This is a genomic window from Azohydromonas caseinilytica (assembly GCF_012927045.1).
Taxonomy (GTDB): domain Bacteria; phylum Pseudomonadota; class Gammaproteobacteria; order Burkholderiales; family Burkholderiaceae_C; genus Azohydromonas; species Azohydromonas caseinilytica.
In genome coordinates, this window is the sequence record NZ_JABBFW010000044.1 from 1 (window position 1) to 25,710 (window position 25,710).

19 protein-coding genes and 1 pseudogene are annotated in these 25,710 nt (G+C 70.0%); 9 read left to right on the forward strand and 11 right to left on the reverse strand.

The genetic code is table 11. From position 1 onward, the window contains the following. Positions 1-238: pseudogene (locus tag HHL10_RS28335) on the forward strand (ABC transporter ATP-binding protein); the annotation flags it as partial. A 12-nt stretch (positions 239-250) separates the two neighbouring features. Then, positions 251-1,261, forward strand: coding sequence for a trans-3-hydroxy-L-proline dehydratase (lhpH, locus tag HHL10_RS28340; protein ID WP_169163790.1), 1,011 nt, complete (start codon positions 251-253; stop codon positions 1,259-1,261). A gap of 80 nt (positions 1,262-1,341) precedes the next feature. On the opposite strand, the gene gdhA is transcribed toward lhpH, so the two are convergent. The 3 genes from gdhA to HHL10_RS28355 all read right to left on the reverse strand — a co-directional run bounded on the left by gdhA (position 1,342) and on the right by HHL10_RS28355 (position 4,230). After that, positions 1,342-2,685: an NADP-specific glutamate dehydrogenase gene (gene gdhA / locus HHL10_RS28345; protein ID WP_169163791.1), complete on the reverse strand. Its 1,344-nt coding sequence runs from the start codon at positions 2,683-2,685 to the stop codon at positions 1,342-1,344. An 86-nt stretch (positions 2,686-2,771) separates the two neighbouring features. Next, a complete protein-coding gene (locus HHL10_RS28350) occupies positions 2,772-3,200 on the reverse strand; it encodes a thiosulfate oxidation carrier complex protein SoxZ (protein ID WP_310734696.1) in 429 nt (142 codons plus the stop codon). Between the two features lie 76 nt (positions 3,201-3,276). Beyond that, positions 3,277-4,230: a DMT family transporter gene (locus HHL10_RS28355; RefSeq protein WP_169163792.1), complete on the reverse strand. Its 954-nt coding sequence runs from the start codon at positions 4,228-4,230 to the stop codon at positions 3,277-3,279. Between the two features lie 161 nt (positions 4,231-4,391). Between HHL10_RS28355 and HHL10_RS28360 the strand changes: the two genes are divergently transcribed. Together HHL10_RS28360 and HHL10_RS28365 are read left to right on the forward strand one after the other, a co-directional pair. Beyond that, positions 4,392-5,183 (forward strand): AraC family transcriptional regulator, encoded by a 792-nt coding sequence (locus HHL10_RS28360; protein WP_235971848.1) that lies wholly within the window; start codon positions 4,392-4,394, stop codon positions 5,181-5,183. A gap of 344 nt (positions 5,184-5,527) precedes the next feature. Next, a complete protein-coding gene (locus tag HHL10_RS28365) occupies positions 5,528-7,030 on the forward strand; it encodes a sialidase family protein (RefSeq protein WP_169163794.1) in 1,503 nt (500 codons plus the stop codon). A 120-nt stretch (positions 7,031-7,150) separates the two neighbouring features. Here the strand turns inward: HHL10_RS28365 and HHL10_RS28370 are convergent, their stop codons facing one another. From HHL10_RS28370 to gcl, 4 genes are all read right to left on the reverse strand, one after another. Continuing rightward, the gene (locus HHL10_RS28370) at positions 7,151-8,434 is read right to left on the reverse strand and encodes a glycerate kinase type-2 family protein (RefSeq protein WP_169163795.1); all 1,284 of its coding nucleotides are present in this window, start codon (positions 8,432-8,434) and stop codon (positions 7,151-7,153) included. A 263-nt stretch (positions 8,435-8,697) separates the two neighbouring features. Next, complete coding sequence (gene glxR / locus HHL10_RS28375; RefSeq protein ID WP_169163796.1) at positions 8,698-9,603, reverse strand: 2-hydroxy-3-oxopropionate reductase; 906 nt, start codon at positions 9,601-9,603, stop codon at positions 8,698-8,700. Positions 9,604-9,639: 36 nt separating this feature from the next. Next, entirely contained in the window at positions 9,640-10,419 is a 780-nt protein-coding gene (gene hyi, locus HHL10_RS28380; RefSeq protein ID WP_169163797.1) for a hydroxypyruvate isomerase, read from the reverse strand. Between the two features lie 157 nt (positions 10,420-10,576). Continuing rightward, entirely contained in the window at positions 10,577-12,373 is a 1,797-nt protein-coding gene (gene gcl / locus HHL10_RS28385; protein ID WP_169163798.1) for a glyoxylate carboligase, read from the reverse strand. Positions 12,374-12,583: 210 nt separating this feature from the next. Here gcl and HHL10_RS28390 point away from each other — a divergent pair, with 210 nt between their 5' ends. Continuing rightward, positions 12,584-13,507 carry a LysR family transcriptional regulator gene (locus HHL10_RS28390; RefSeq protein ID WP_169163799.1) on the forward strand — a complete coding sequence of 308 codons (924 nt, stop codon included), beginning with the start codon at positions 12,584-12,586 and terminating at the stop codon, positions 13,505-13,507. A gap of 28 nt (positions 13,508-13,535) precedes the next feature. Here HHL10_RS28390 and HHL10_RS28395 read toward each other — a convergent pair whose 3' ends face one another. Continuing rightward, positions 13,536-14,108, reverse strand: coding sequence for a lipocalin family protein (locus HHL10_RS28395; protein WP_169163800.1), 573 nt, complete (start codon positions 14,106-14,108; stop codon positions 13,536-13,538). Positions 14,109-14,280: 172 nt separating this feature from the next. On the opposite strand from HHL10_RS28395, the gene HHL10_RS28400 reads away from it, so the two are divergent. Both HHL10_RS28400 and HHL10_RS28405 read left to right on the forward strand, forming a co-directional pair. Continuing rightward, complete coding sequence (locus HHL10_RS28400; RefSeq protein WP_169163801.1) at positions 14,281-14,976, forward strand: type 1 glutamine amidotransferase domain-containing protein; 696 nt, start codon at positions 14,281-14,283, stop codon at positions 14,974-14,976. A gap of 70 nt (positions 14,977-15,046) precedes the next feature. Continuing rightward, entirely contained in the window at positions 15,047-17,008 is a 1,962-nt protein-coding gene (locus HHL10_RS28405) for a PAS domain-containing sensor histidine kinase (RefSeq protein ID WP_169163802.1), read from the forward strand. 80 nt (positions 17,009-17,088) lie between these two features. On the opposite strand, the gene HHL10_RS28410 is transcribed toward HHL10_RS28405, so the two are convergent. Further along, entirely contained in the window at positions 17,089-17,397 is a 309-nt protein-coding gene (locus HHL10_RS28410) for a hypothetical protein (RefSeq protein ID WP_169163803.1), read from the reverse strand. Positions 17,398-17,863: 466 nt separating this feature from the next. Here HHL10_RS28410 and HHL10_RS28415 point away from each other — a divergent pair, with 466 nt between their 5' ends. Further along, a complete protein-coding gene (locus HHL10_RS28415) occupies positions 17,864-18,994 on the forward strand; it encodes a DSD1 family PLP-dependent enzyme (protein WP_169163804.1) in 1,131 nt (376 codons plus the stop codon). Positions 18,995-19,061: 67 nt separating this feature from the next. After that, positions 19,062-19,244, forward strand: a complete 183-nt coding sequence (locus HHL10_RS28420; RefSeq protein ID WP_169163805.1) for a hypothetical protein — start codon at positions 19,062-19,064, stop codon at positions 19,242-19,244. Between the two features lie 130 nt (positions 19,245-19,374). On the opposite strand, the gene HHL10_RS31290 is transcribed toward HHL10_RS28420, so the two are convergent. Continuing rightward, entirely contained in the window at positions 19,375-24,552 is a 5,178-nt protein-coding gene (locus HHL10_RS31290) for a M10 family metallopeptidase C-terminal domain-containing protein (RefSeq protein WP_169163806.1), read from the reverse strand. 224 nt (positions 24,553-24,776) lie between these two features. Then, a complete protein-coding gene (locus HHL10_RS28430; protein ID WP_169163807.1) occupies positions 24,777-25,679 on the reverse strand; it encodes a LysR family transcriptional regulator in 903 nt (300 codons plus the stop codon). Positions 25,680-25,710: the final 31 nt, after the last annotated feature.

The window sequence follows — 25,710 nt, forward strand, 5'->3', positions numbered from 1 at the left end:
CATCCTCGACGAGCCCTCGATGGGGCTGTCGCCGATCATGGTGGACAAGATCTTCGAGGTCGTGAGCGACGTGCACGGCCAGGGCATGACGGTGCTGCTGGTGGAGCAGAACGCCAGCCGCGCGCTGAGCCTGGCCGACCGCGGCTACGTCATGGACTCCGGCGAGATCACCATGACCGGCGACGCCAGGCAGCTGCTCAACGACCCCAAGGTGCGCGCGGCGTACCTGGGCGAGTGAGGAGAAGCCCACATGCTCAATTTCACCCGCACGATTCAAACGGTGGATGCCCACACCGGTGGGGAGCCGCTGCGCATTCTGCTGTCCGGCATGCCGCCGGTGCCGGGCAGCACCATCCTGGAAAAGCGCGCCTGGCTCAAGGAATACCGCGACGACCTGCGCCAATTCCTGATGAACGAGCCGCGCGGCCATGCCGACATGTATGGCGCCTACCTGCTGCCGCCCACCACGCCGGGTTCCGATTTCGGCGTGGTCTTCATTCACAACGAAGGCTACAGCGACATGTGCGGCCACGGCATCATCGCGCTGGGCAAGGTGCTGGTCGAATTGGGCCTCGTGGAGCGCCAGGCGCCGAGCACCCGCATCCGCTTCGACGCACCGGCCGGTCTGATCGAGGCGCAGGTGGCCTGGGACGGCCGAAAAGCCGGCGAAGTGACTTTCAGGAACGTGCCGGCCTTCATCTACCGGCGGGACGTCGAGGTCGAAACGCCGTCATTTGGGAAAATCACCGGCGACATCGTTTTCGGCGGCGCCTTTTATTACTACATCAACAGCGCGCAGGCGGGTTTGGACATCAAGCCCGAGCAGGTCCGGGCCTTGATCCAGCTGGGCGCGGAAACCAAGGCAGCGGTCAAGGCGGCCATTTCAATTCAGCACCCGCTGGAGCCCGGCCTGAATGAGCTATACGGCACCGTCATCGACGGCGCACCGAACCGGGCCGGGGTGGACCAATCCAATGTGTGCGTTTTCGCGGACCGTGAAGTGGACCGGTCACCGACCGGCACCGGCACCTCCGGCCGCGCCGCGCAGCTGTATTTGCGCGGCCAGCTGCCCTTGAACCAGCCTTATTTCAACGGCAGCCTGGTGGGCAGCGTCTTCAAGGTCCGGGTCACGGAAGCCGTCCAGGTCGATGAATTCGACGGCGCCATCACCGAGGTCACCGGCTCGGCGCATATCAGCGGCTTCAACCAGTGGGTATTGGAAGAGGACGACCCGTTCCCCACGGGCTTCTTCTTCCGCTGAACGCGGCATCCGAGCCGCGCTTTTCAGCGCGGGACTCGAAGGACGGGAGCCTCCGCGCCGGTGCGGCGCCGGCTCGCCGTTCACGACACGCCTTGGCGCAGCATCGCGTCAGCCACCTTGACGAAGGCGGCGATGTTGGCGCCGTCCACGTAGTTGACCGAGCCGTCCTCGCGCCGGCCGTGGCGCACGCAATGCATGTGGATGTCCTTCATGATCGCGTGCAGCCGCTCGTCCACCTCGGCGTGCAGCCATGACAGCCGCATGGCGTTCTGCGTCATCTCCAGCCCCGAGGTGGCCACCCCGCCGGCATTGCTGGCCTTGCCGGGCGCATACAGCGTGCCGGCCTCCAGGAACACGTTCACCGCCTCCAGCGTGGAAGGCATGTTGGCGCCCTCGGCCACGCAGCGCACGCCCTGCTGCACCAGCTGCCGCGCGTCGGCGCCGTCGAGCTCGTTCTGCGTGGCGCAAGGCAGCGCCACGTGCACCGGCACATGCCAGGGCCGGCGGCCGGCCTCGAACTGCAACCCGCGGCGTTCGGCAAAGGCCGACAGGCGCCCGCGCTGCGTGTTCTTCCACTCCATGATCTCCCGCAGCTGGTCGGCATCCAGGCCCTGCTCCACCACGAGCGTGCCCTCCGAGTCCGACAGCGTCACCACGCGCGCGCCCAGCTCGATGGCTTTCTCCGCCGCGTACTGCGCCACGTTGCCCGAGCCCGAGATGGACACGCGCAGGCCGTCGAAAGCCAGGCTCTGGCGATGCAGCATCTCCTGGGCAAAGTAGACCGTGCCGTAGCCGGTGGCCTCGGGCCGCATGGCGCTGCCGCCGAAGGACAGGCCCTTGCCGGTGAACACGCAGGAGGTGTCGTTGCGCAGCCGCTTCATCATCCCGGCCATGTAGCCGACTTCGCGCGCACCCACGCCGATGTCGCCGGCGGGCACGTCGGTGTCGGGGCCGAGATGGCGGTGCAGCTCCAGCATCAGCGCCTGGCAGAAGCGCATCACCTCGCCGTCGCTCTTGCCCTTGGGATCGAAGTCGGAGCCGCCCTTGCCGCCGCCCATGGGCAGCGTGGTCAGCGCGTTCTTGAAGGTCTGCTCGAAGCCCAGGAACTTCAGGATCGACAGGTTCACCGACGGGTGGAAGCGCATGCCGCCCTTGTACGGGCCGATGGCGTTGCTGTGCTGCACGCGCCAGGCGCGGTTCACCCGAACCTGGCCGGTGTCGTCCACCCAGGAGACGCGGAACTGGATGACGCGGTCCGGCTCGACCAGCCGCTCCAGCAAAGCCTGCTCGGCGTAATACGGATGCTGGCGGATGAAGGGCCACAAGCTGCCCATCACCTCTTCGACCGCCTGCAGGAACTCGGGTTGTTGCGGGTCGCGCGCCCGCAATACAGCCAGGAAATCGGAAAGGTCTGCGAGTTTCAAGTCGTTCCTTTCACGGGGCTTCACCCCCGAATCGCCAAAAGGCCCAGGAGCAGCAATGGCCGCACCAGGGGCTGCGCGGACAGACACTACACTGCCTTGGCCAGCGCGATCGCCTTGCGCGCCTCCAGCGTCGCGTTCTTTTCATCGACCCAGTACAGCCCCAGTTCGCCGCTCTCGCGGGCGACGAAGGTGAATTCGATATAGGGGTTCTGGGCGATGCCGATGCCCGGTTCCCAGCTGAACAGCAGTTGGGCGCCCAGCCGCGCCTCGAACAGCCGGACGATGTTGCGCGGCCACACAGTCCCGGCCGCATCGGTGCGCAGGCCGCTTTCGATGACGTGCTCGATCTGGGCCCTTCCAGCATTCCCGCACATGGAAACGGCATGCGCTGTCATGCGCCGTGCGGTGGGCTGGTCAGACGTGTCGCACACCGTATTCGCTGGCACTCGGCAATCCATGCCGGGCATGGCAAATGGTTTCACGCCCGATTCGGAACAATTTTCCTTGCCCGTCACCGCAAATTGCCGCGCATGCCGGCGCACACTTGGGCCGAAGCCTGCAAATCAATGAGCGGCAGCCGGCCTCGAATATTCATGGGTTTTCGCCCACGCCGGCCGCCCTGCGCCGCCCCAGCGCGGCAGCCAGCGAGGCCAGCACGCCCTGCCCGCCCACCAGCGCGATCCCCGCCAGCACCAGCCCCGCGCCCTGCAGGAACGCCGGCTCCAGCGGCTCGCCCAGCAGCGCCACGCCGAAGCCCACGCCGAACAGCGGCGTCAGGAACGAAAACACGCCCAGCCGCGAGGCCAGGTACTGGCGCAGCAGCCAGAACCACGCCAGGAAGCTGGCGAAGGACACCACCAGCACCTGGAACGCCAGGCTGCCCAGCAGCCGCGGCGTCGGCGTGAACGTCGTCTGGCCGGACAGCAGCACCGCCGGCAACAGCAGCACACAGGCGCCGATGAGTTGATAGAGCAACGTCTCGGTGGCCGGCGCCGTCGCCAGGCGCGAGCAGCGCACCGCCACCGTGGTGGCGCCCCAGGCCGCGCCGCCGAGCAGGCCCAGCAGATCGCCCAGCAGCATGGCATCGGTGTCGGCCTGCGAGGGCGAGCGGCCCAGAAACGCCAGCGCGATGCCGCCGAAGGCCAGGGCGATGCCCGCCCATTGCAGCGGCCGCAGCCGTTCCGCGCGCAACTTCCAGTGCAGCCCCAGCGCCGCGAAGATCGGCGCGGTGTAGAGGAACACCACCAGGTGCGAGGCGCTGGTGTGGCGCAGCCCCTCGCCCACCAGCAGGAACTCCAGCCCGAACAGCAGGCCCACCAGCGCGCCCGCGCGCCAGGCGCCGTCGCGCCAGACCAGGCGCTCGCCGCGCCGGCGCATCAACGCCCCCACCAGCAGCGCCGACAGGCCCGAGCGCAGGCTGATCTGCAGCACCGGCGCCATGTCCGGCGCGGCGGCCTTCACCGCGATCTGCTGCAGCGCCCAGATCGTGCACAGCAGCAGCATCAGGCCGACGGCCTGGGTGTCGAGGGGCTTGCGGGAGGACATGCGGGCTTCCTGAACGACGCGGCGGTGCGGCGCATTGTCGGGTGGCGGCTTCGCTGGGGATTTCGCGTATCGGACAATCCATGCCGCCCAGCGGCCAGCACCGCACCTGCAGCCGCAACGCGGGCTGCGGGCCTCCCGTACGCTCCCATCGCCCGATGCCCATGAAAGCCCGACACCTGCGCACGCCGCCCTTCACCGACGCGCTGCCGGCGCCGATCTGGTTCCGCGCCGACGAGCTGCCCGCGGACACGGCATACCCGTGGCACCGGCATGCCTGGGGCGAGTTCGTCTTCGCCTACAGCGGCTTGATGGAGCTCAAGCTGCCGGACCGCCACTTGCTGGCGCCGCCGCAGTACGGCGTGTGGCTGCCGCCACAGGTCGAGCATGTGGGCCTGAACCGCCATGCCGCCACGCACTGCTCGCTGTACGTGTCGCAACCGCTGTGCGACACGCTGCCGCGCGAGGCCTGCGCGCTGACCATCAACCCGCTGGTGCGCGCGCTGCTGGAGCACCTGCGCCGGCATGCCGGTGCCGCGCCGCTGACGGCGGCGCACGAGCGGCTGCTGCAGGTGCTGGTGGACCAGCTGGCGCTGGCGCCGCGCGCGGGCAGCTACCTGCCCGGCACGGAAGACCCTGTGCTCGCGCCCGTGCTGCGGGCGCTGGAGGCGCAGCCCGGCGACAACCGCCCGCTGGCCGAGCTGGCGCGCGCCTTTCACACCACCGAGCGCACGCTGCTGCGGCGCTGCCGCAGCGAACTGGGCCTGTCCTTCAGCGAATGGCGCCAGCGCCTGCGCGTGGTCAAGGCGCTGCCGCGGCTGCAGGCCGGGCAGAAGGTGGAGGCCGTGGCGCTGGAGCTGGGCTACGCCAGCGCCTCGGCCTTCATCACGATGTTCAAACGGCTCATGGGGCTCACGCCCGACGAGTTCCGCAAGGGCGGCCCCGCGGCGCGGTAGCGGCGGCACGCCGGCCGCCTTTTCCAAGTGTCGTCGGCATGTATATAAAACCACGTGCCAAAAGGCAGTGGTCATGATTTACCCTTTTGAGCGGCTTCTCCCTCCCCACTTCCCGGTATTTGACATTGCCAGGGCAAATGACAATTATGCGGGCAACCAGAAAATAAGCCGCAGGGAGCCGCCGACTTGCCGCCTCATCGCGAGCAGGCCGCATTTGTCGAGGAGGCCCCGTGAAGATATCCACTGCAGGCTCAGTGTTACTTCTGGCACTGGTGGGCGCCGCTTTTACCGGCAAGGCATCCGGTGAAACATTGGCAGGCGGCAGCGGCTCCGCGCAGCCCCAAATGCTGACCCCAAGTTTCTCGTACACGCCGCCTGAAATGACAGCGGAGCAGAAAGCGCGGCTGGAGCGCTACCTGGCCCGGCAGAAGGGCCATGGGCCGGCCGAGCCCTCCGCCCTGCCTGGCCTGATGCAGCGGCCCCAGCGCGCCACCAATCCGCCCGCGCCCGGCAGCCTGGCGGAACCGCAAGGCCTGGAGCTGGACGAGGAGGCCGCGTCGGCCGGTGCCCCGCCCGCCGTGCCGGGCACGTTCCGCATCCTCAACAACCGTGCGCTGGCACCGACCTTTTCCAGCTCCGACGTCAATGAGCCCTCGCATGCCAATGCCGGCCGGTACGTCTGGTATGTGGGCAATTGGTATGCGGCCCGCTCCACCAACAAGGGCGCCACCTGGACCTATGTCAATCCGGCGGCGGATTTTCAGGATTTCTGCTGCGACCAGGACGTGATCTACGACAGCGGCCGCAATATCCTGCTGTGGTATCGCCAGGGGATAGCCTCGTCCGACGGCACCAACAATATCCGCCTTGGCGTGTCACGCAACGGCGGGGCCAGCTGGATTCAATACAACATCACTTTCTCGAATTACGCCAACCTGCCGGCGGGCTGGTTTGATTATCCGCACCTGGCATTGAGCAACAATTACCTGTACATCACCAGCAATTATTTCAATCCCAGCAACACCTTCCAGCGCATGATCCTGACGCGGATTCCGCTGGACCAGCTGCTGGCGGGCGGGGCCATCGGCTGGACCTGGTGGTCCACCACCAGCGGCTGGGCCTGGACGCCGGTGCAGGGCGCGCGCAACGTGATGTACGTGGGTGACCACCTCAGCAACACGTCGTTCAGGATCTGTAGCCAGCCCGAGGCCAACACCGCGCTGAACTGCTCCAGCGTGGCCGTGCCGGCCTGGACCTGGACGCCGCGCGGCACCGCGTCCTGCATCGCGCCCAACGGCCTCAATCCCTGCGCGCGGCTGGATCACCGCATCAACGCCGGCTACCTGAAGGAAGACGAGTCCGCCAATCGCCATGAGCTGGGCTTCTTCTGGACGGTGGCCCAAGGCGCCGGCTTCCCCTTCCCGTACGTCAATGCGCTGGCCGTGGACGCCTCCACGCTGGCGCCGCTGCCGGGCGCTCGGGCACGGCCGCTGATCTGGACCACCAGCGCGGCCTGGGTCTATGCCGGAGCCGCCCCCAACGCGCGCGGCGCGCTGGGCATCGCCACCTGGCTGATCGGCGGGGGCGTCTATCCGCAGTTGTATGTCGGCATCGATGACGACTACAACGGCTTCCCGCCGGGCTGGCAAGTGGCCTTCGTCGCGGCCAGTAACGGCGTGGTGGGCAACCGCTGGGGCGACTACGTGCGCGTGCGCATGCACAGCCCGGACGGCAACACCTGGAGCGCCAGCGGCCATGTCACGGTCAACGGCACGCAGCAGCCGCGCTACGTCAACTTCGGCCGCGAGCGCGACATGAACGGCTACCTGCGCTTCCGCCTCCAATGAGCTGAGCAGGAGGAGGGGACCTCGCTCCGCCCGGTGGCCTGCCATGACCGGCAGGCCACCGGGGAATAAACAACACTTTTCAGCGGGCTGGCCGCGGTGCCGCGGGCGGGCACCACCAGCTCACAACACCAGCAACGCCCTGAAGTCGTTGACGTTGGTGAAGGTGGGCCCCGGGCTGACCAGGTCGTCCAGCGCGGCGAAGAAGCTGTAGGCGTCGTTGCGGTCCAGGAAGTCCGCGGCCTTGAGCCCCTGCGCCGCCGCGCGGCGCAGCGTGTCGGGCGTGACGATGGCGCCGGCGTTGTCTTCCACGCCGTCGATGCCGTCGGTATCGGCGGCCAGCACGTACACGCCGCGCTCGCCCTGCAGTGCCAGCGCGCAGCCGAGCAGGAACTCGGTGGCGCGCCCGCCGCGGCCACCCTTGTGCTTCACGGTGACGGTGGTCTCGCCGCCGGAGAGGATCACGCAGGGCCGGCTGAAGGGCTCGCCGTGGCGCGCCACGGCGCGCGCCAGCGCGGCGTGCACCTTGCCCACCTCGCGGCTCTCGCCTTCGATCTCGTCGGAGAGGATGCGCGCCGCCACGCCCTGGTCGCGCGCGCGCCGCGCCGCCGCCTCCAGGCTCTGCCGCGGCGTGGCGATGAGGCGCAGCGCATGGCCCTCGAAGCACGGGTCGCCGGGCGCAGGCGTCTCGAACGCACCGCTCTCCAGCCCGGCGCGCGCCGCCGCCGGCACGTCAATGCCGTAGCGCTCCAGGATGGCCAGCGCGTCGGCGCAGGTGCTCGCGTCGGGCACCGTGGGGCCGCTGGCGATGATGGCCGGGTCGTCGCCGGGCACGTCGGAGATGGCCAGCGTCACCACCCGGGCCGGCGCGCACATCGCGGCCAGGCGCCCGCCCTTCACGGCGGACAGGTGCTTTCGCACGCAGTTCATCTCGTCGATGGCCGCGCCGCTGCGCAGCAGGGCCTTGTTGACGGCCTGCTTGTCCTGCAGCGTCAGGCCCTCGGCCGGCAGGCTCAGCAGCGCCGAGCCGCCGCCGGAGATCAGGCACAGCACCAGGTCGTCGGCGGTGAGGCCGCGCGTGAGCTCGATCAGGCGCCGCGTGGCCCGCAGCCCGGCCTCGTCGGGCACGGGATGCGCGGCTTCCACCACCTCGATGCGCCCGGGCCGCGCGGCGTAGGCCGGCGGCACATGGCCGTAGCGGGTGATGACCAGGCCCGACAGCGGCGCGCCGGCCGGCCACAGCGCGTCCACCGCCGCCGCCATGGCGCCGCCGGCCTTGCCCGCGCCCAGCACCAGCGTGCGCCCGCGCGGCGGCGCTGGCAGGTGCGCGGCAATGTTCTCCGCCGGCAGCGCGCGGGCCACGGCGGCGTCGAAGAGGGAGCGCAGGAAGGCGCGGGGGTCTTGCATGGGTGGTCTCTGGTTTTCAGCCGCAGCCGTGAGCTGACGCGCTTTGCGCTTTACCCCTCGTCATCCCCGCGCAGGCGGGGACCCAGGTGGTCCCACGTCGGAGCGCAAGAGCCACTATGGGCTGGGGAATGCGGAAAACGGTTGGTACGCCGCCCAGTCGGCTCACGGCTGGCTTGGGGGCCGCCTGGGTCCCCGCCTGCGCGGGGATGACGAAATAGTAGGCAAGCCGCTTGGGCTGACGGCTCGCGCTCAGTTCGTCGGGCTTACTCTGCCTTTTGCGCCACCTCGTGGTTGGCCATGATCTCCAGCGCCCGCACCAGCGCCGAGTGGTCCTGGCCGGCGAGGCCGTTGGCGGCGCAGGTCTGCATCAGCTGCGCGGCGTTGGCGGTCTGGGGCAGCGCCACGCCCAGCGTGCGTGCGCCCTGCAGCGCCAGGTTCAGGTCCTTCTGGTGCAGCCCGATGCGGAAGCCCGGCTCGAAGGTGCGCTTGATCATGCGCTCGCCGTGCACCTCCAGGATGCGGCTGGAGGCGAAGCCGCCCATCAGCGCCTGGCGCACCTTGGCCGGATCGGCGCCGGCCTTGCTGGCGAACACCAGCGCCTCGCCCACGGCGGCGATGTTCAGCGCCACGATGATCTGGTTGGCCACCTTGGTGGTCTGGCCGTCGCCGTTGCCGCCCACCAGCGTGATGTTCTTGCCCATGAGATCGAACAGCGGCTTGACACGGTCGAAGGCCGCCTGCGGACCGCCGACCATGATGGTGAGCGAGCTCGCCTTGGCGCCCACCTCGCCGCCGGACACCGGCGCGTCCAGGTAGTCCACGCCGATGTCATTGATGCGCTTGGCGAAGTCCTTGGTGCGGATCGGGCAGATGCTGCTCATGTCTACCACCACCTTGCCCGTGCTCAGGCCGGAGAGCACGCCGCGCTCCTCGAACAGCACGGCCTCCACGTCCGGCGTGTCGGGCACCATGATGAAGATGATGTCCGCCCGCTCGGCCACGCCGCGCGCGCTGGTGCACAGGGTGGCCGAGCTGTCGGCGATGTCCTGCGGCACCTTGCCGACGGTGTGCACGAACAGCTGGTGGCCGGCCTTGATGAGGTGGCCGCACATGGGCGCGCCCATGATGCCGAGACCGATGAAGCCGAGTTTCAGGGCGGAAGTGCTCATGTTCTTTCTCCTTGGGGTGTGTCGTCGTGGTGAGGCTCAGTGCGCGAGGCGCTGCATCCAGCCCAGGCCGGCCTCGGTGGTGGTCAGCGGCTTGTATTCGCAGCCGATGTGGCCGGCGTAGCCCAGGCGGTCGATGTGCGCGAACAGGAATTCCCAGTTCAGCTCCCCGGTGCCGGGCTCGTTGCGGCCGGGGTTGTCGGCCAGCTGCACATGGGCGATGCGCGGCAGCAGGCGCTGCAGCGTGGCGGCGACCTCGCCCTCCTCGCGCTGCGCGTGGTAGATGTCGTACTGCAGGAAGGCGTTGGGCGCGCCCACCTCGTCCAGGATCGCCACGGCCTGGTCGCTGCGCGTGAGGTAGAAGCCGGGAATATCGAAGTGGTTGATGGGCTCGACCAGCAGCTTCAGCCCGGCCTGCTCCAGCTCGCGCGCGGCGAAGCGCAGGTTGTCCACGAAGGTGCGGCGCAGCGTGGCGGCATCCACGCCGGCCGGGGCCTTGCCGGCCAGGCAGTTGAGCTGCTTGACGCCCAGCGCCTTGGCGTAGCGGATGGCGCGGCCCACGCCGTCGCGGAACTCCTGCACGCGGTCCGGATGGCAGGCGATGCCGCGCTCGCCGGCGGCCCAGTCGCCCGCGGGCAGGTTGTGCAGCACCAGCGTCAGGCCGTTGGCATCCAGCTTCTCGCGGATCACCTCGGGCTCATGGTCATAAGGAAACAGGAACTCCACGGCCTTGAAGCCGGCGCGCGCAGCGCGCTCGAAACGGTCCAGGAACGGAACCTCGGTGAAGAGCATCGTGAGGTTGGCGGCGAATTGGGGCATGGGGTGCTCCGTCGATGTCGTTGTGTTCGCAGAGACAGGCGTCCCCGGCCCGCCCGCCGGTTGGCTTGCGGGCGGCCTGGGGACCGCCTGGATTCCCGCCTGCGCGGGAATGACGAAGTGGTGGTGAGCCTTGGTCGCACCTGGCGACCGCAGGAAGTCAGTCCAGCAGCCCCGCCAGCTCCAGCCCCTTCGTGCCCTCGGGGTGGCGGCAGTCGATGGACTCGAACTCGTTGACGGCGTTGATCTCGACGCCCATGGCGATGTTGGTCACCCGCTCCAGGATGCACTCCACCACCACCGGCACGCGGTGCTCCTGGGCCAGGGCATGCGCCTGCTTCAGCGTCTCGCCGATCTTCTCGGGGTCGGTGACGCGCAGCGCCTTGCAGCCCAGGCCCTCGACCACCGTCACGTGATCCACGCCGTAGCCGCGCAGCTCGCCGGCTTCCTCGGGCATGTTCTGGTTCTCGAACGAGAGCTGCACGCAGTAGTCCATCTCGAAGCCGCGCTGCGACTGGCGGATCAGGCCCAGGTAGGAGTTGTTGACCAGCACCTGCACGTAGGGCAGCCGGAACTGCGCACCCACGGCCAGCTCCTCGATCAGGAACTGGAAGTCGTAGTCGCCCGACAGGCCCACGACGGTGCGCGTCGGGTCCGCCGCCACCACGCCCAGCGCCGCGGGAATGGTCCAGCCCAGCGGGCCGGCCTGGCCACAGTTGATCCACTGGCGCGGCCCGTAGACGTGCAGGAACTGCGCGCCGGCGATCTGCGACAGGCCGATGGTGGAGACGTAGATGGTGTCGCGCGGGAAGGCGGCGTTCATCTCCTCGTACACGCGCATCGGCTTGATCGGCGTCTGCTCGTAGTGGCTCTTGCGGTGCATCAGGCGCTTGCGCTCGGCGCAGCGGAAGGCCCAGTCGTCATAGCTCTTGAGCGTGCCGGCGGCCTTGCGCTCCTTGGCGGCTTGGACGAACAGTTCCAGCGCCGCCTTGGCGTCGGAGACGATGCCGTAGTCGGGCATGAACACGCGGCCGATCTGCGTGGGCTCGATGTCCACGTGCACGAAGGTGCGGCCCTTGGTGTAGACGTCCACCGAGCCGGTGTGGCGATTCGCCCAGCGGTTGCCGATGCCCAGCACGAAGTCGCTGGCCAGCATGGTGGCGTTGCCGTAGCGGTGGCTGGTCTGCAGGCCGACCATGCCGGCCATCAGCGGGTGGTCGTCGGGGATGGAGCCCCAGCCCATGAGCGTCGGGATCACCGGCACGCCCAGCGTCTCGGCCAGCTCGACCAGCAGCTCGCTGGCATCGGCATTGATGATGCCGCCGCCGGCGACGATCAGCGGCTTCTCGCTGGCCAGCAGCATGTCCAGCGCCTTGTCGATCTGCTTGCGCGAGGCGGCGGGCTTGTAGACGGGCAGCGGCTCGTAGGTGTCGATGTCGAACTCGATCTCGGCCATCTGCACGTCGAAGGGCAGGTCGATCAGCACCGGGCCGGGCCGGCCCGAGCGCATCAGGTGGAAGGCCTGCTGGAAGGCGCGCGGCACCTGCGCGGGCTCGCGCACCGTCACGGCCCACTTCGTCACCGGCTTGGCGATGGACTCGATGTCCACGGCCTGGAAGTCTTCCTTGTAGAGCCGGGCGCGCGGCGCCTGGCCGGTGATGCACAGGATGGGAATGGAGTCCGCGCCGGCGGAGTACAGGCCGGTGATCATGTCCGTGCCGGCCGGGCCGGAGGTGCCGATGCACACGCCGATGTTGCCGGCGCGGGCCCGGGTGTAGCCCTCGGCCATGTGCGAGGCGGCCTCGACGTGGCGGGCCAGCACGTGGCTGATCGAGCCGCGCTCGCGCAGCGCCGCGTACAGCGGGTTGATGGCCGCGCCCGGCACGCCGAAGGCCTGGCTCACGCCTTCTTTCTCCATCACCAGCACCGCGGCCATCGCCGCCTTCATCTTGGCCATCTCGTACTCCTTCAAGAGGTCGGATAAATCGTTGACGTGATGGTCTGCGCCGGGAGCTCGGCGCGGAATCCAAGCCGGCGGATATGAGCTATTCCATCCAGGCATGACCACGGCCGGCAATGGCCGGGAAAGCCGCTCCGACCTACCCGGTCAGCGCAGTTGTGCATTCCACACAGGAATGAGGGGGCGGACGCTGGCTACAGTCACGGCATGGATCGCGTGCAGGGAATTCAGTTGTTCATTCGCGTCGTGGAGACGGGCAGCTTCAGCAAGGCCAGCGCCGACATGGGGCTGACGCAGCCCACCGCCACCAAGCATGTGGCGGCGCTGGAGGCGCGGCTGGGCGCGCGGCTGCTCTACCGCAGCACGCGCGGTGTCACGCCCACCGAGGTCGGCGCGCTGTACTACGACAAGTGCAAGCGCATCGCCCAGGAGCTGGAGGAGGCGGACAACCTGGCGCTGCTGCTGCAGAGCCGCATCGGCGGGCAGCTGCGCATCAGCACCTCGGTGGCCTTCGGGCGCCGGGTCATGACGCCGCTGGTGCTGCGCTTCATGCGCGAGCATCCCGAGCTGAACGTGGACCTGAGCTTCGATGACCGCTACGTCAACCTGGTGGAACAGGGCGTGGACGTGGCGCTGCGCATGGGGCGGCTGGCGGATTCCACGCTGGGCGCGCGCTTCCTGGGGCTCAATCCCTGGCTGCTGGCCGCCTCACCGGCCTACCTGCACGAGCATGGCGAGCCCGAGAGCGCCGAGGCGTTGAGCCAACACCCCTGCCTGGTCTACAGCAGCGTGCAGGGCGACGAGCGCTGGACCTTCACGCATCCGGACGGCCGGGTGCAGACCGTGCCGGTGAAGGGCCCGCTGCGCTCCAACAACCTCTCGGCCGTGCTGTCCGCCTGCCGCGCCGGCATGGGCCTGGCGGTGCTGCCGCACTACGTGGCGCGCGTGTCGCTGGCCGAAGGCGTGCTCGTGCCCGTGCTGCCGGCGCTGTCGCTGCCCAGCCAGGAACTGCACGCGGTCTACCCCTCGCCGAAGCTGCTGCCGGGCAAGGTGCAGGTGTTCGTCAACTGGTTGCAGCAGCAACTCGGCGAGCGCTGGTGGGAGCGCGACCTGAGCGCGCCGGCCAGCTGAGCCGGCGGCCGGCACCGGAAGGCGCTCCTCAGCGCTCCGTTTCGCCCTGCGGCGTGCGCTCCAGGCGGACGATGTCCAGGCCCTGGGCGTCCAGGCGCCGCAGCAGCGCCTCGTACTTGTCGGGCTCCACCCGCGGCGTGCGCGACAGGACCCACAGGTACTCCCGCCGCGGCTCGCTCACGGCGGAGAGCTGGTAGTCGGGGTCGAGGTCCACCACCCAGTAGTCGCCCCAGACGGCGGGCAGCCACGACAGCCACGCCGGCGCGAAGCGCACCTTCAGCTTCGGCGAGCTCGGCCCGCCCTGCTGGCGCGCGGTGCCCACCGCCTCGTCCATCGCGCCGCCGGCCACGCGGCAGCGGTTGAGCACGCGCACCGTGCCGTCGGGCTGCGCGCTGTAGACCGCCTGCGTGTCGGACAGGCACTGCTTCTGGAAGCGGTTGGGGAACTTGGCGATCTCGTACCAGGTGCCCTCGTAGCGCGGCAGGTCCAGCGCCGGGATGGTGCGCAGCTCGCCGGGCCCGTTGCCCGGCCCGTCACCCGGCGCGGTGGCGCAGGCGGCAAGGACGGCGCAGAGGGCGAGGACAGCGATTCGAGAACGCATGGCGGCAGTTCCTGAGCTTGTGGTGGTGGGCGCGGCCCGCCGGGCGAAGGGCCCGGCGCCGCGGCGGTGGACGCCATGATGCCGCCCCTGGCCTTGCCCCGTGGCGGCACGCCCGTTGCCGACCTGAACAGCTCACACCACCCTCACGATCCACGCACCGCAGGAGACCCGCATGCGCATCCTCATGGTCCTGACCTCGCACGACCAGCTCGGCGACACCGGCAAGAAGACCGGCTTCTGGCTGGAGGAGTTCGCCGCCCCCTACTACGTCTTCAAGGACGCCGGCGCGGATATCACGCTGGCCTCGCCCAAGGGCGGGCAGCCGCCGCTGGACCCCAAGAGCGACGAGCCCGATGCCCAGACCGAGGCCACCGAGCGCTGGCGTCGCGACGCCGAAGGCCAGGCCGCGCTGGCCAGCACCAAGCCGCTGGCCTCGGTGTCCGCCCGGGACTTCGATGCCGTGTTCTTCCCAGGCGGCCACGGTCCGCTATGGGACCTGGCGCAGAGCCGCGACTCGGCCGCGCTGATCGAGGCCTTCCTGGCCGCTGGCAAGCCCGTGGCCGCCGTGTGCCACGCGCCCGGCGTGCTGCGCAACGTCAAGGCGCCGGACGGCACGCCGGTGGTGCGGGGCAAGCATGTCACCGGCTTTGCCAACAGCGAGGAAGAGGCGGTGGGGCTGACGCAGGTCGTGCCCTTCCTGGTCGAGGACATGCTCAAGGAAGCCGGCGCTCACTACTCGAAGGGCGCGGACTGGCAGTCCAACGTCGAGACCGACGGGCTGCTGGTCACCGGCCAGAACCCGGCCTCGTCGGAAGAAGGCGCCCGGGCGCTGCTGGCACTGTTGAAGAAGAGCGGCGCGGCGGCCTGACCGTGCACGCCCTCACGCCGGGCTGTCCGGCGTCAGGAGAACAGGGGATTAAACCGGCGACACTGCGCGGGTGCATCCGGACTACCAGGCTCTCTTCGACTCCGCGCCGGGACGCTTCCTCGTCCTGGCGCCTGATCCGCCCCGCTTCACCATCGTGGCGGCCACGCAGGCCTTCCTGCGCACGGTGCAGGCGCGCAAGGACGACGTGCTCGGCCACGGGCTGTTCGAGATGTTCGCCCAGGCCCAGGACGGCGCCGCGCCCGGGCTGCGCGCCTCGCTGGAGCTGGCCCTGGCGCAGCGCGCGCCCGATGCGGTGGCCGTGCCGCGCTACGCGCCGCACCGCCCACCCGAGGGGGACGGCGCGGCCGCCGTGCCGCGCTGGTGGCGCACGCTGAACACGCCGGTGCTCGATGCCGACGGCTCGGTGCGCTACCTGATCCACAGCATCGAGGAGGCGGGCAGCGGTGAGGGCGTCGTGCGCGAAGCGCCCGGCCGCGGCGAGGAAGCGCCGTTCGGCACGCTGTTCGACCGCATGGCCGAGGGCTTCGCGCTGCTGGACGTGCTGCGCGATGCGGCCGGCCGGTCCAGCGACGCCCGGCTGGTGCTGGCCAATCCGGCCTTCAGACGCCTGGCCGGGTCCGAGCCGGGACAGGCCTTGAGCAGCAGCCTGCGCGCCGCGCTCCCGGAGTTCGCGGCGGCGTGGCTGGAGCGGCTGGCGCAGGTGGCCTGGGACGGCCAGCCCACGCGCTTCGAAACCTCGCTGGGCCCGTTCGGGCGCTGGTACGAGATCAGCGCCTGCCCGGCGCTGCCGGGTTCCTGCGCCCTGCTGTGCTTCGACGTCACGGCGCGCCGCCAGGCGCAGGAGGAGCTGCGGCTGTCGGAGGAGCTGTTTGCCACGGCCTTCGCCAACAACCCCGCGGCCATCGTGATGAGCCGCTTCGAGGACGGGGTGGTGCTGGACGTCAACGACACCTGGCTGGCCATGGCCGGCGAAACCCGCGCCGGCGCCATCGGCCGCTCGGCGCGGCACTTCTGGCCCAGCCCCGAGGACGCGCAGCGCTTTCTCCAGGAGCTGCGCGACAAGGGCGGGGTGCAGGGCTGGGAGCAGGAATTCCACCGCCCCAACGGCGATCCGCTCACGGTGCAGATCTCGGCGCAGCTGCTCAACGTGCGCGGCGAGCCCACGATCCTGTCGGCGCTGGTGGACATCACCGCCCACAAGCGCGCCGAGAACGAGCTGCAGGCGCTCAATGCCACGCTGGAACGGCGCGTGGCCGAGCGCACCGCCGAGCTGGCCGCGGCGCGCGACGCGGCCGAGGCCGCCAACCGGGCCAAGAGCACTTTCCTGGCCCACATGAGCCACGAGATCCGCACCCCGCTCAACGCCGTCATCGGGCTGAGCCAGCTGCTCTCGCGCATGACGCTGCCCGAGCGCGCGCTGGTCTACGCCGGCCACATCAGCCAGGCCGGCGACCAGCTACTGGCCCTGACCAACGATGTGCTGGATATCTCGCGCATCGAGGCCGGGGAGGTGCACCTGGAGCGCGTCCCCTTCGAGCTGCAGCCGCTGCTGCAGGCGGTGTGCGGCATCGTGCAGCCGCAGGCCGACGCCAAGAGGTTGGCGCTGGTGCTGGAGGCGCCGGCGACGCTGCCCGCGCACCTGCTGGGCGATCCGCTGCGCCTGAAGCAGGTGCTGCTCAACCTGCTGGGCAACGCCCTGAAGTTCACGCCGGCCGGCAGCGTGACGCTGCGCGTGCGCGAGCTGGCGCGGGTGGTGGGCCGCTCCAAGCTGTGCCTGGAGGTGATCGACACCGGCATCGGCATCGCGCCCGAGGCCCAGGAGCGCGTGTTCGATCCCTTCATCCAGGCCGACGGCTCGACCACGCGGCGCTTCGGCGGCACGGGCCTGGGGCTGTCCATCGTGCAGCGGCTGGTGGACATGATGGGCGGCCAGCTCGCCCTGGACAGCCAGCCCGGCCGCGGCAGCACCTTCGCAGTGACGCTGATCCTGGACCTGCCCGAGGAGCTGTAACCGCCTGCGCCGTCCCCCGCGCGCGGAACATGCCGGGCCAAAAGACCGCGGCCCGGGCAGAGCCGGGCCGCGGTGGCGGTTCAGGCATGGCCCGGCGGGTAGCTGAAGCCGAAGCCGCGCTCCAGTTCGAACCGCGCCTCCTCCAGGAAGTCCTCCTGCACCGGGTCGGGGTCGCCGCCGCGCTGCAGGTGGATCTGGTACCAGGCGGCGATGAGGACGCAGATGACCGGCTCGGGCCCGTCCACGACCTCCTCGATGTCAAGCCCGCTGGCTTCGCAGATGGCCTCGATCGGCTCCATGGCGAACACCACGGCGCCGTCCTCGGCGTCCCGCGACAGGTGCAGGTCCGCGAAGCTGATGCCCTCGGGAATGGTGGCTCGCAGTTCCATCACGATGCTTCCCTCCTTGAATGTGGCGAAGGGCCCGGCCTTCTGCGACCAAGCCTTGCAGACAAGCTAGCACGAACCGGGCCGGCCCGCAGTGCCAGGGCTGCTCGGTTTCGCCGTCGAGCGACGCTTTGCAGGCACCGCCCGCGTGCGCGGTGCCCAGCTTGGCGCCAGGTTCCCTGCGGCACGTCGTCCCTGTGGCTGGAGCAACGCAGCGATGGGGCCACGCCGCTGTTGATGCTGCAACACCCTGGCCATCGGCAGGTCTTCTCCGTTTCTGAGTGCAAACTGCCCTGAAACCGCTCGGCACGCTGCCTGGTGCCGTTGAAGCGGATACCGGGCGGGCCGCCGGCGTGGTCTGGTCCAGGCCAAGCCGGCCTGGCGCCGATCTGTCTACAGTGCTGCGCCACGCCGCACCCAGCCTGGCGTCCGCGGCACCAACGACTGAGACCCGAATCGAGGAGCTTGCATGCACGACCGCTTCGCCCCCTTCCCGCCCGCCGCCACGCCGGGCGCCCTGCTCGCCACGGTGGACACGCCCGCGCTGCTGCTCGACCTGGACGCCTTCGAGCGCAACCTGGACCGGATGCAGGCCGCGGCCGATGCCGCCGGCGTGCAGCTGCGGCCGCATGCCAAGGCCCACAAGTGCCCGGCCGTGGCGCTGGCGCAGCTCGCGCGCGGGGCCATGGGCGTGTGCTGCCAGAAGGCCAGCGAGGCGCTGCCGTTCCTGCGCGCCGGCGTGGGGGACGTGCACATCAGCAACGAGCTGGCGGCGCCGGCCAAGGCCGGGCCGGTGGCGCAGTGGGCGCGGCATGCGCGCCTGAGCGTCTGCGTCGATGACGCCCTGCAGATCGAAGCCCTGGCCGCCGCCACGCGCGAGGCCGGCAGCGCGCTGGGCGTGCTCATCGAGATCGACATCGGGCAGGGGCGCTGCGGCGTGGTGGACGCGCCGGCGGTGCTGCGCCTGCTGGAGCGCCTGGCGCCGCACCCGCAGCTCGTCTTCCGCGGCCTGCAGGCCTACCAGGGCGGCCTGCAGCACCTGCGCCTGCGGGCCGAGCGGCGGGACCAGGCGCTGCGCGCGGCCGAGCGCGCGGGCCGCGTCGTCTCGGCGCTGGAGAGCGCGGGCGTGCGCTGTGCCACGGTCACCGGCGGCGGCACCGGCAGCGTGGAGTTCGACCTGGAAAGCGGCGTCTACACCGAGCTGCAGCCGGGCTCCTACGCCTTCATGGACCGCGACTACGCCGACAACGAGGCCGGCGCGCTGCGCTTCGAGCACGCGCTGTTCGTGGCCACGCGCGTGATGAGCACCGCCGCCGGCACGCAGGCCGTGGTGGACGCGGGCCTCAAGTCGCTCACGCTCGAATGCGGCCTGCCCGTGACCTGGCCTGCGGGCGGCGCGTTGCGCTACACGCAGGCCAACGACGAGCACGGCCTGATCGCCGTGGAGACCGGCGCGCCGCTGCCGCCGCTGGGCCGGCTGCTGCGGCTCGTGCCGGGCCACTGCGACCCGACCTTCAACCTGCACGACGAGCTCATTGCCTTCCGCGGCGAGCGGGTCGAAGCCCTCTGGCCCATTGCCGCGCGCGGCCACAGCCGCTGAGCCCGCCACGCCCGGCGGCGCCGGCGCGTGATCGCAGGCTGGGACAATCCGCGCCGGAGGAGACGACATGAAATACCTGGGATTCGCGCTGTTGCTGCTGCTGTGGCTGGCGCTGGTGGGCGTGGGCTACGTGGTGTTCGGGTGGTGGATGCTGCTGTTCGCCACGCTGGGTGTGCTGTGGCCCATCGCCAAGATCAAGGCCCGGCGGGAAGCCGCGCGCAAGGCGGCGCCGACGGACGGCGGCGGCTGAACGAGGGCGCGCTCGCCGGCGGCGCGGGCCGCCGCGCCATGACGACGGCCCGGGCTGCGTGGCAGGCACGGGGGCCGGGCCGAGCCGGGATGGAAGCCGCCGCGCACGCGGGCGCGGCGGGCGCGCTGGGTCAGCGCACCAGCACGAAGTCCGACAGGTCCAGCCGCGTCACGCCCACGAGCTCGATGGCGAACTCCGCGTCCGCGTCGGCGTCGGTGTTGCCCCAGAGCACCCCGTCGCCGAGCCGCAGCTGGCCCGCGGCGGTGAAGGCCGCCGCGGCGTCGATGACGACGCTGAAGGCCTCGCGCGCGTAGGTGGCGGTGTTGGCGTCCAGGGCGCTGAGGTCGATGCGGTCCTCGCCCTGCACGAAGTCGGTGATGACGTCGCGCGTGGCGGCGCTGGGGCCCGAGTCGGAGGTGTACTGGAACACGAAGCGGTCGCTGCCCTCGCCGCCGGTGAGCATGTCCTTGCCGGCGCCGCCCGTGAGCACGTCGCTGCCCTCGTCGCCCTGCAGCAGGTCCGCCCCGGCGCCGCCGTAGAGCGCGTCGCTGCCCGTGCCGCCGTAGACCGAGTCGTTGCCGCCCTCGCCCCGGAGCTGGTCGTCGCCGGCCAGGCCCTGGATGGTGCTGGCGCCCAGCCCGCCGTGCAGCACGTCGGCCGTGGCCACGCCGCCGGCGTCGCCCGTGAGCGTGTCGCCGGGGTAGGCCACGGGCGCCGCGGCCGCGCTGGTGACGCTCTCGGCCTTGTTGAAGCCGTCCACGTAGGAGGCCTTCACGCTGATGGCCTTGTCCAGGTCCGCCGCGCTCAGCGTATAGCTCTCGCCGGTGGCGCCGGTGATGGCCACGCCGGCGCGCAACCACTGGTACGTCACCGTGCCCAGCCCGTCGGCGTCGGAAAGCGTGTGCGAGACCGTGAGCGTGCTGCCCAGCTCGGCGGTGCCGCTGATCGTGACGCCGCCGGTGGGCAGGTCGTTGACGTTGGCCACCAGCGCCGTGGGATTGCTCGCCTTGCTCTCGGCCGTGCCATAGCTGTCCACGTACGACACCCGCACCGTGATGGCCTGCCCCACGTCGGCCTGCGTGAGCTTGTAGGTGACGGCCGTGGCGCCGTCGATGGCCACGCCGCCGCGCAGCCACTGCCAGCTCAAGGGCCCCAGCCCGTCGGCATCGGCCAGCGTGCTGGTCACGGCCGTGAGCGTGCTGTTCTGCGTGACCGAGCCGCTGAGGGTGACGCTGCCCATGGGCGCGTCGTTGACGTTGGCCACCAGCCCGGTGGCGGCGCTGATGACGGCCTCGGCCGTGCCCAGCTTGTCCACGCAGGACACCGCCACGGTCACGGCCTTGCCCACATCGCCCTGCGCCAGCTTGTAGGTGGAGGCCGTGGCGCCGGTGATGGCGACGCCGTCACGCAGCCACTGGTACTTCAGGGTCCCCAGGCCGTCGGCATCGGCCAGCGCCGTGGTGACGGCCGTGAGCGTCTGGCCCTGCACCACGGTACCGCTGATGGCGACCTCGCCCGTCAGCGCGTCGTTGACGTTGGCCACCGCCGCCGTGGCGGCGCTGGTGGCGCTCTCGGCCTTGTTGAAGCCGTCCACGTAGGAGGCCTTCACCGTGATGGCCTTGCCCACGTCGGCCTGCGCGAGCGTGTAGCTCTCTCCCGTGGCCCCGGTGATGGCCACGCCCGCGCGCAGCCACTGCCAGCTCACGGCGCCCATGCCGTCGATGTCGTCCAGCGTGTGGGAGGCCGTCAGCGTCTGGCCCTGCGTGGCCGTGCCGGTGATGCTCACGCCGCCCGTGGGCAGATCGTTGGCGTTGGACACCGCGGCCGTGGCGGTGCTGAGCTTGCTTTCAGCAGCGCCGAAGCCGTCGGTGTAGGACACCTGCACCGTGATGCGCTGCCCGACGTCGACCTGCGTGAGCCGGTAGGTCGAAGCCGTCGCGCCGTCGACGGCCACGCCGTTGCGCAGCCACTGGTAGCTCAGCTCACCCAGCCCGTCGGCGTCGGCCAACGTGCTGGTCGCGGCCGTGAGCGTGTTGTTCTGCGTGGCCGTGCCGCTGATGGTGACGCTGCCCGTGGGCGCGTCGTTGATGTTGGCCACCAGCTCGGTGGCGGCGCTGGTGACGGCCTCGGCCGTGCCCAGCTTGTCCACGTAGGACGCCCTCACGCTGACGGCCCGGCCCACGTCGGCCTGCGTCAGCCTGTAGCTGTAGCTGGTGGCGCCGCTGATGGCCTCGCCGTCGCGCAGCCACTGGTAGACCACCGTGCCCAGGCCGTCGGCGTCGGCCAGCGTGTTGGACGCCGTGAGCGTCTGGCCCTGGACGGCCGTGCCCCTGAACGTGACGCCGCCCGTGGGCGCGTCGTTGACGTTGGTCACCGCCGCCGTGGTGGCGCTGGCGATGCCCTCCGCCGTGCCGAAGCGATCGACATAGGAAACCCTAACGCTGAAGGTCTTGCCCACGTCGGCCTGCCCGAGCGTGTAGGTCGAGGCCGTGGCGTTGGTGAGGAGCACGCCGTCGCGCAGCCACTCGTACTTGAACGTGCCGAACCCGTCGAGATCGTCCAGCGCCGTGGTCACGGCCGTCAGCGTTTGCCCCTGGACCGCCGCACCGTCGATGGTGAGCTCGCCCGTCAGCGGGTCGTTGACGTTGCTCGCCCACAGCCAGGCGCTTTCGAGCTTGTCGCGCGTACCGAAGCCATCGACGTAGCCGATCCGTACGGAGATGTACTTCGCCGCGTCGGCCTGCGTGAGGGTGTAGCTGGTGCCCGTGGCCCCTTTGATGACCATCCCGTCGCGCAGCCACTGCCACTGCAGCCCGGCCGGGCTCGCCGCTTCGCCCAGGCCGTCCACATCGCTGAGCTCGAGCAGTTGCGCCGTCAGCGTTTCGCCCTGGCGCAGCGTGCCGGAGACGGCGATGCGGCCCACCGGGGCATCGTTGATGTTGACCACCGCTGCCGTGGCGGCGCTGGTCACCGACTCGACGGTGCGGCCCTGGTCCCAGTAGGACACGTTGACCGAGATGCGGCTGTTCACGTCGGCCTGGGTGAGCAGGTAGTAGCCCGAGGTGGCGCCGCTGATGGCTTCGCCGTCGCGCAGCCACTGGTAATACAGCGTGCCAAAGCCGTCCGGGTCGCGCAGCGCGCTCGTGTCGGCCTGCAGGTATTGCCCCTGGCGGGCCGTGCCCGTGATGGTCAACTCGCCGGTGAGCGGGTCGTTGGTGTTGAGCACGTAGGGCGTCTTTGCCGACGCCGCGCCTTCAACGGTGCCCAGAGCATCGGTGTAAGTCGCCTGGACCCAGACGTTCCCCTCCACGTCGGCCTGTGTGAGGGTATAGCTGCTGTCCGTGGCGCCTTCGATTACATGGCCATAACCGCGCATCCATTGCCAATGCACCACACCGAGGCCATCGGCATCGGCCAGCGTGTGCGTGGCGCTCAGCGTTTCGCCCTGCTTGGCCAGGCCGGTGATGGTCACTTCGCCCGTGGGCCGGTGGTTGAGCTCGTTGACCTGCACCGCTGCCGTGAAGAGACTGTAGGCCCCCTCCCACTTGCCCAGCCCGTCCTGGTACGAGGCAGACACGAAGATCTGCTTGCCCAGGTCGGCATAGGTGAGCTTGTAGCTGTCGGTCCCCGAGACGATGGGGAACGGGTTGCCGTAGCGATACCAGCTGTAGGTCACCGGCCCCATGCCGTCCGCGTCGAACAGCGTATTGGACACCGTGAGCGTTTGGCCCTCCTGGGCAAGGCCCGAGATCGTGACCTCTCCCGTGGGCGCGTCGTTGACGTTGCGCAGGTACACCGTAGACGTCTCGGTCACGGCGAGCGGGTTGACGGCGCTGCCGTCATTGAAGGTCCACTCCAGCTCCAGGTGGTCCGCAAGCGCGTCCGCGGCGTTGGCATAGCCGATGCTGCTGAGCAGCTGATTGACGCGGGCTTGCGTGGCGTTGCCGTTGAAGGCGATGCCGAGCTGGCCGCCGGCGTTGGTCACCAAGCCGACCACCACGCCCGCCAGCACCGCCTGGCCGTCAGCCAGACTCAGCCCGTTCAGGCCCGAGAACAGGTCCTGCGCCGAGGCGCCGCCCGCGCGTGCCAGCGTGAGGGTGGCGCCGGCGTAGTTGCCCGCGCCACCGTCGAGCGCGGCCAGCTCGGCGTCGAACACCGAAGCGTGGCTGTTCAGCAGCACGGGGGCGGCGTTCTCGACGTAGAGGGGCGTGGCGCTGCCCAGCGTCGCGGTCAGGCCGCCGAAGCCGGTATCGACCGTGCCGTCGGCATTGACGTGGATCAGCGAGGTGCCGCCTTCCACATGGGTGCCGATCAGGAAGATCTGGCCGTTGGGCTGCACCAGCATGTCGTCGCTGAAATCGCTGTAGCCCTCGAGGGTCAAGATCGTGCGGCCGTCGCTGCTGAAGCTCGTGTCCAGCGAGCCGTTGGCATTGAGCCGCACCAGCTCCACGCTGGCGGTTTGAGCGGCTGCGTCGCGCGTGGTGGCGACCAGCAGGATCTTGCCGTCCGACAAGACGCCCACCTCGACGGCAAGGTTGGCCATGTCGGTCGCGAAGGAACTCTTGGTGCCGCTCTGGAAGGCGTAGTCGAGCGTGCCGTTGCTGTTGACGCGCAGGATGTTGACGCTCGTGCCACCGTTGCCGGGGCGGGCAATCGCCATGAGCACCTTGCCATCGGCCTGCAGCGCCAGAGCGGTTTCGGCACCCTCCGCGCCGTAGCTGGACAACGGGGTCCTGCCGTCGACACCGAAGGAATCGACCGGCTTGCCCTGAGCGTCGAAGCACATCAGGCCAAACCTGTCGTAACCGTCAGAGGTGTGCCTGAAGCCCGCCAGGAAATACCTGGCCGGAGACCCGTCGCTGCCGGGTACGGCGAGGATGGTGTGGTTGAGCGACTGGACGGCGCCGTAGAAGTAGAACGGCATGTCCAACACACCTGGCGCGGCCGTGGCCTCCGCGGTGGTGCCGTCGATGGTCAGCATGCCGTGGCGGTCGATGACAGTGATGCCTTCATGCCCATTCACCGTCCGGGGCAACACGTCAACGATGTGGTTCAGGTCGGAGAGCGGGGAAGTGATCTCCGCCATGCCCGTGCCGTTGAAGCTGGCATCGAGGGAGCCGTCCGCGTTGAAACGCTTCACGATGGTGGAGGCACCCTGCGTCAGCACGTAGACCTTGCCGTCGGGCTGCGCGAACAGGCGCTGGCTGAAAAAGGACGGGCTTGAGCTCAGCAACACGGTGCCCGCCGTGCCGGGTGCAGTCCTCAGCGTCGGTGCGGTGTTGATGGAGTCTTCGGGCAAGGTGCTCATGGCGCTCTCTCAGTGCTGTGGTTGTTGCCGGTGAAACGAGCGCCGAAGGCCGCCCTGCGCAGGCCCCGCGCCGCATTTGAAACATTTGGCAACAATGTATCTGATGCGAGCCAGCCGCTCGTCCATGCCCGCAAGGCGCCTTGACGCAGGTCCAGAGTGCTGCGCGCTGCTGCACCGGGCCCAGCCCGGCCGGGGTGGATGGAAGGACGGCCGCGCGCCTCGGCTCAGGCCGGCGGCCCGGGCGGTCGGCCGCTGATGTGCTCGACGAAGCGCCGCGCCGCCAGCCCCAGCGGACGCTCCTTGGACCAGACCACGTCCACCCAGAGCTGCAAATCGTTGGAGAGGTTCTGCAGCGGCAGCTCCACAAGCTGCCCGGACTCCAGTTGACGGCGCACGAAGTTGCGCGGCAGCCAGCCCCAGCCCAGCCCGGCGCTGATCAGGCTCAGCGCCGCCACCGGCGTGTCCGTGCGCCAGCGGTGCCGCCCGAAGGTGAAACGCGCATCCACCTGCGAGCGGTCGCGGCTGGCAACGACGATCTGGCGCGTGCTCAACAAATGCTCCTCGCGCAGCCCGGCCGCGCCCGCGGCCTGCAGCACCGGGTGCGAGGGCGCCATCACCGCCACCAGGCTCTCGCTGGCCACCTCCTGGAAGCCTTCGCGCCCGTCCAGGCTCGGCCGCTCGAACACCAGCGCCAGTTGCGCGCGGCCGCTGTGCAGCATGGCCAGCGCGTCGGCCTGCGGTGCGGCCAGCACCTCGACTTCCAGCAGCGGATGCTCCCCGGCCAGCGTCGCCAGCGCCGTGTTCCACGGCGCGGCCAGCAGCTCGGGGGCGATGGCAATGGTCAGCAACTCCTCCAGCCCGCGTGTCAGCGCCAGCGCATGCACCTCCAGCTGCCGGCGCTGCGCCGCCAGCAGCCGCACCTGCGGCGCCAGCGACAAGGCCTGCGGCGTCGGGCGCGGCTCACGGCCGCTACGGTCGAACAGCTGCAGGTTCAGCTCGGCTTCGAGCTGCGCGATGGCCATGCTCACGGCCGAAGGCACCCGCCCCAGCGCCCGCGCCGCCGCGGAAAAGGAGCCATGGTCGAGCACGGCCAGGAACATCTCGACCTCATTGCCGCCGAAGGCCATCTTTCAGACACCCTGATATGAGTTGACTTTT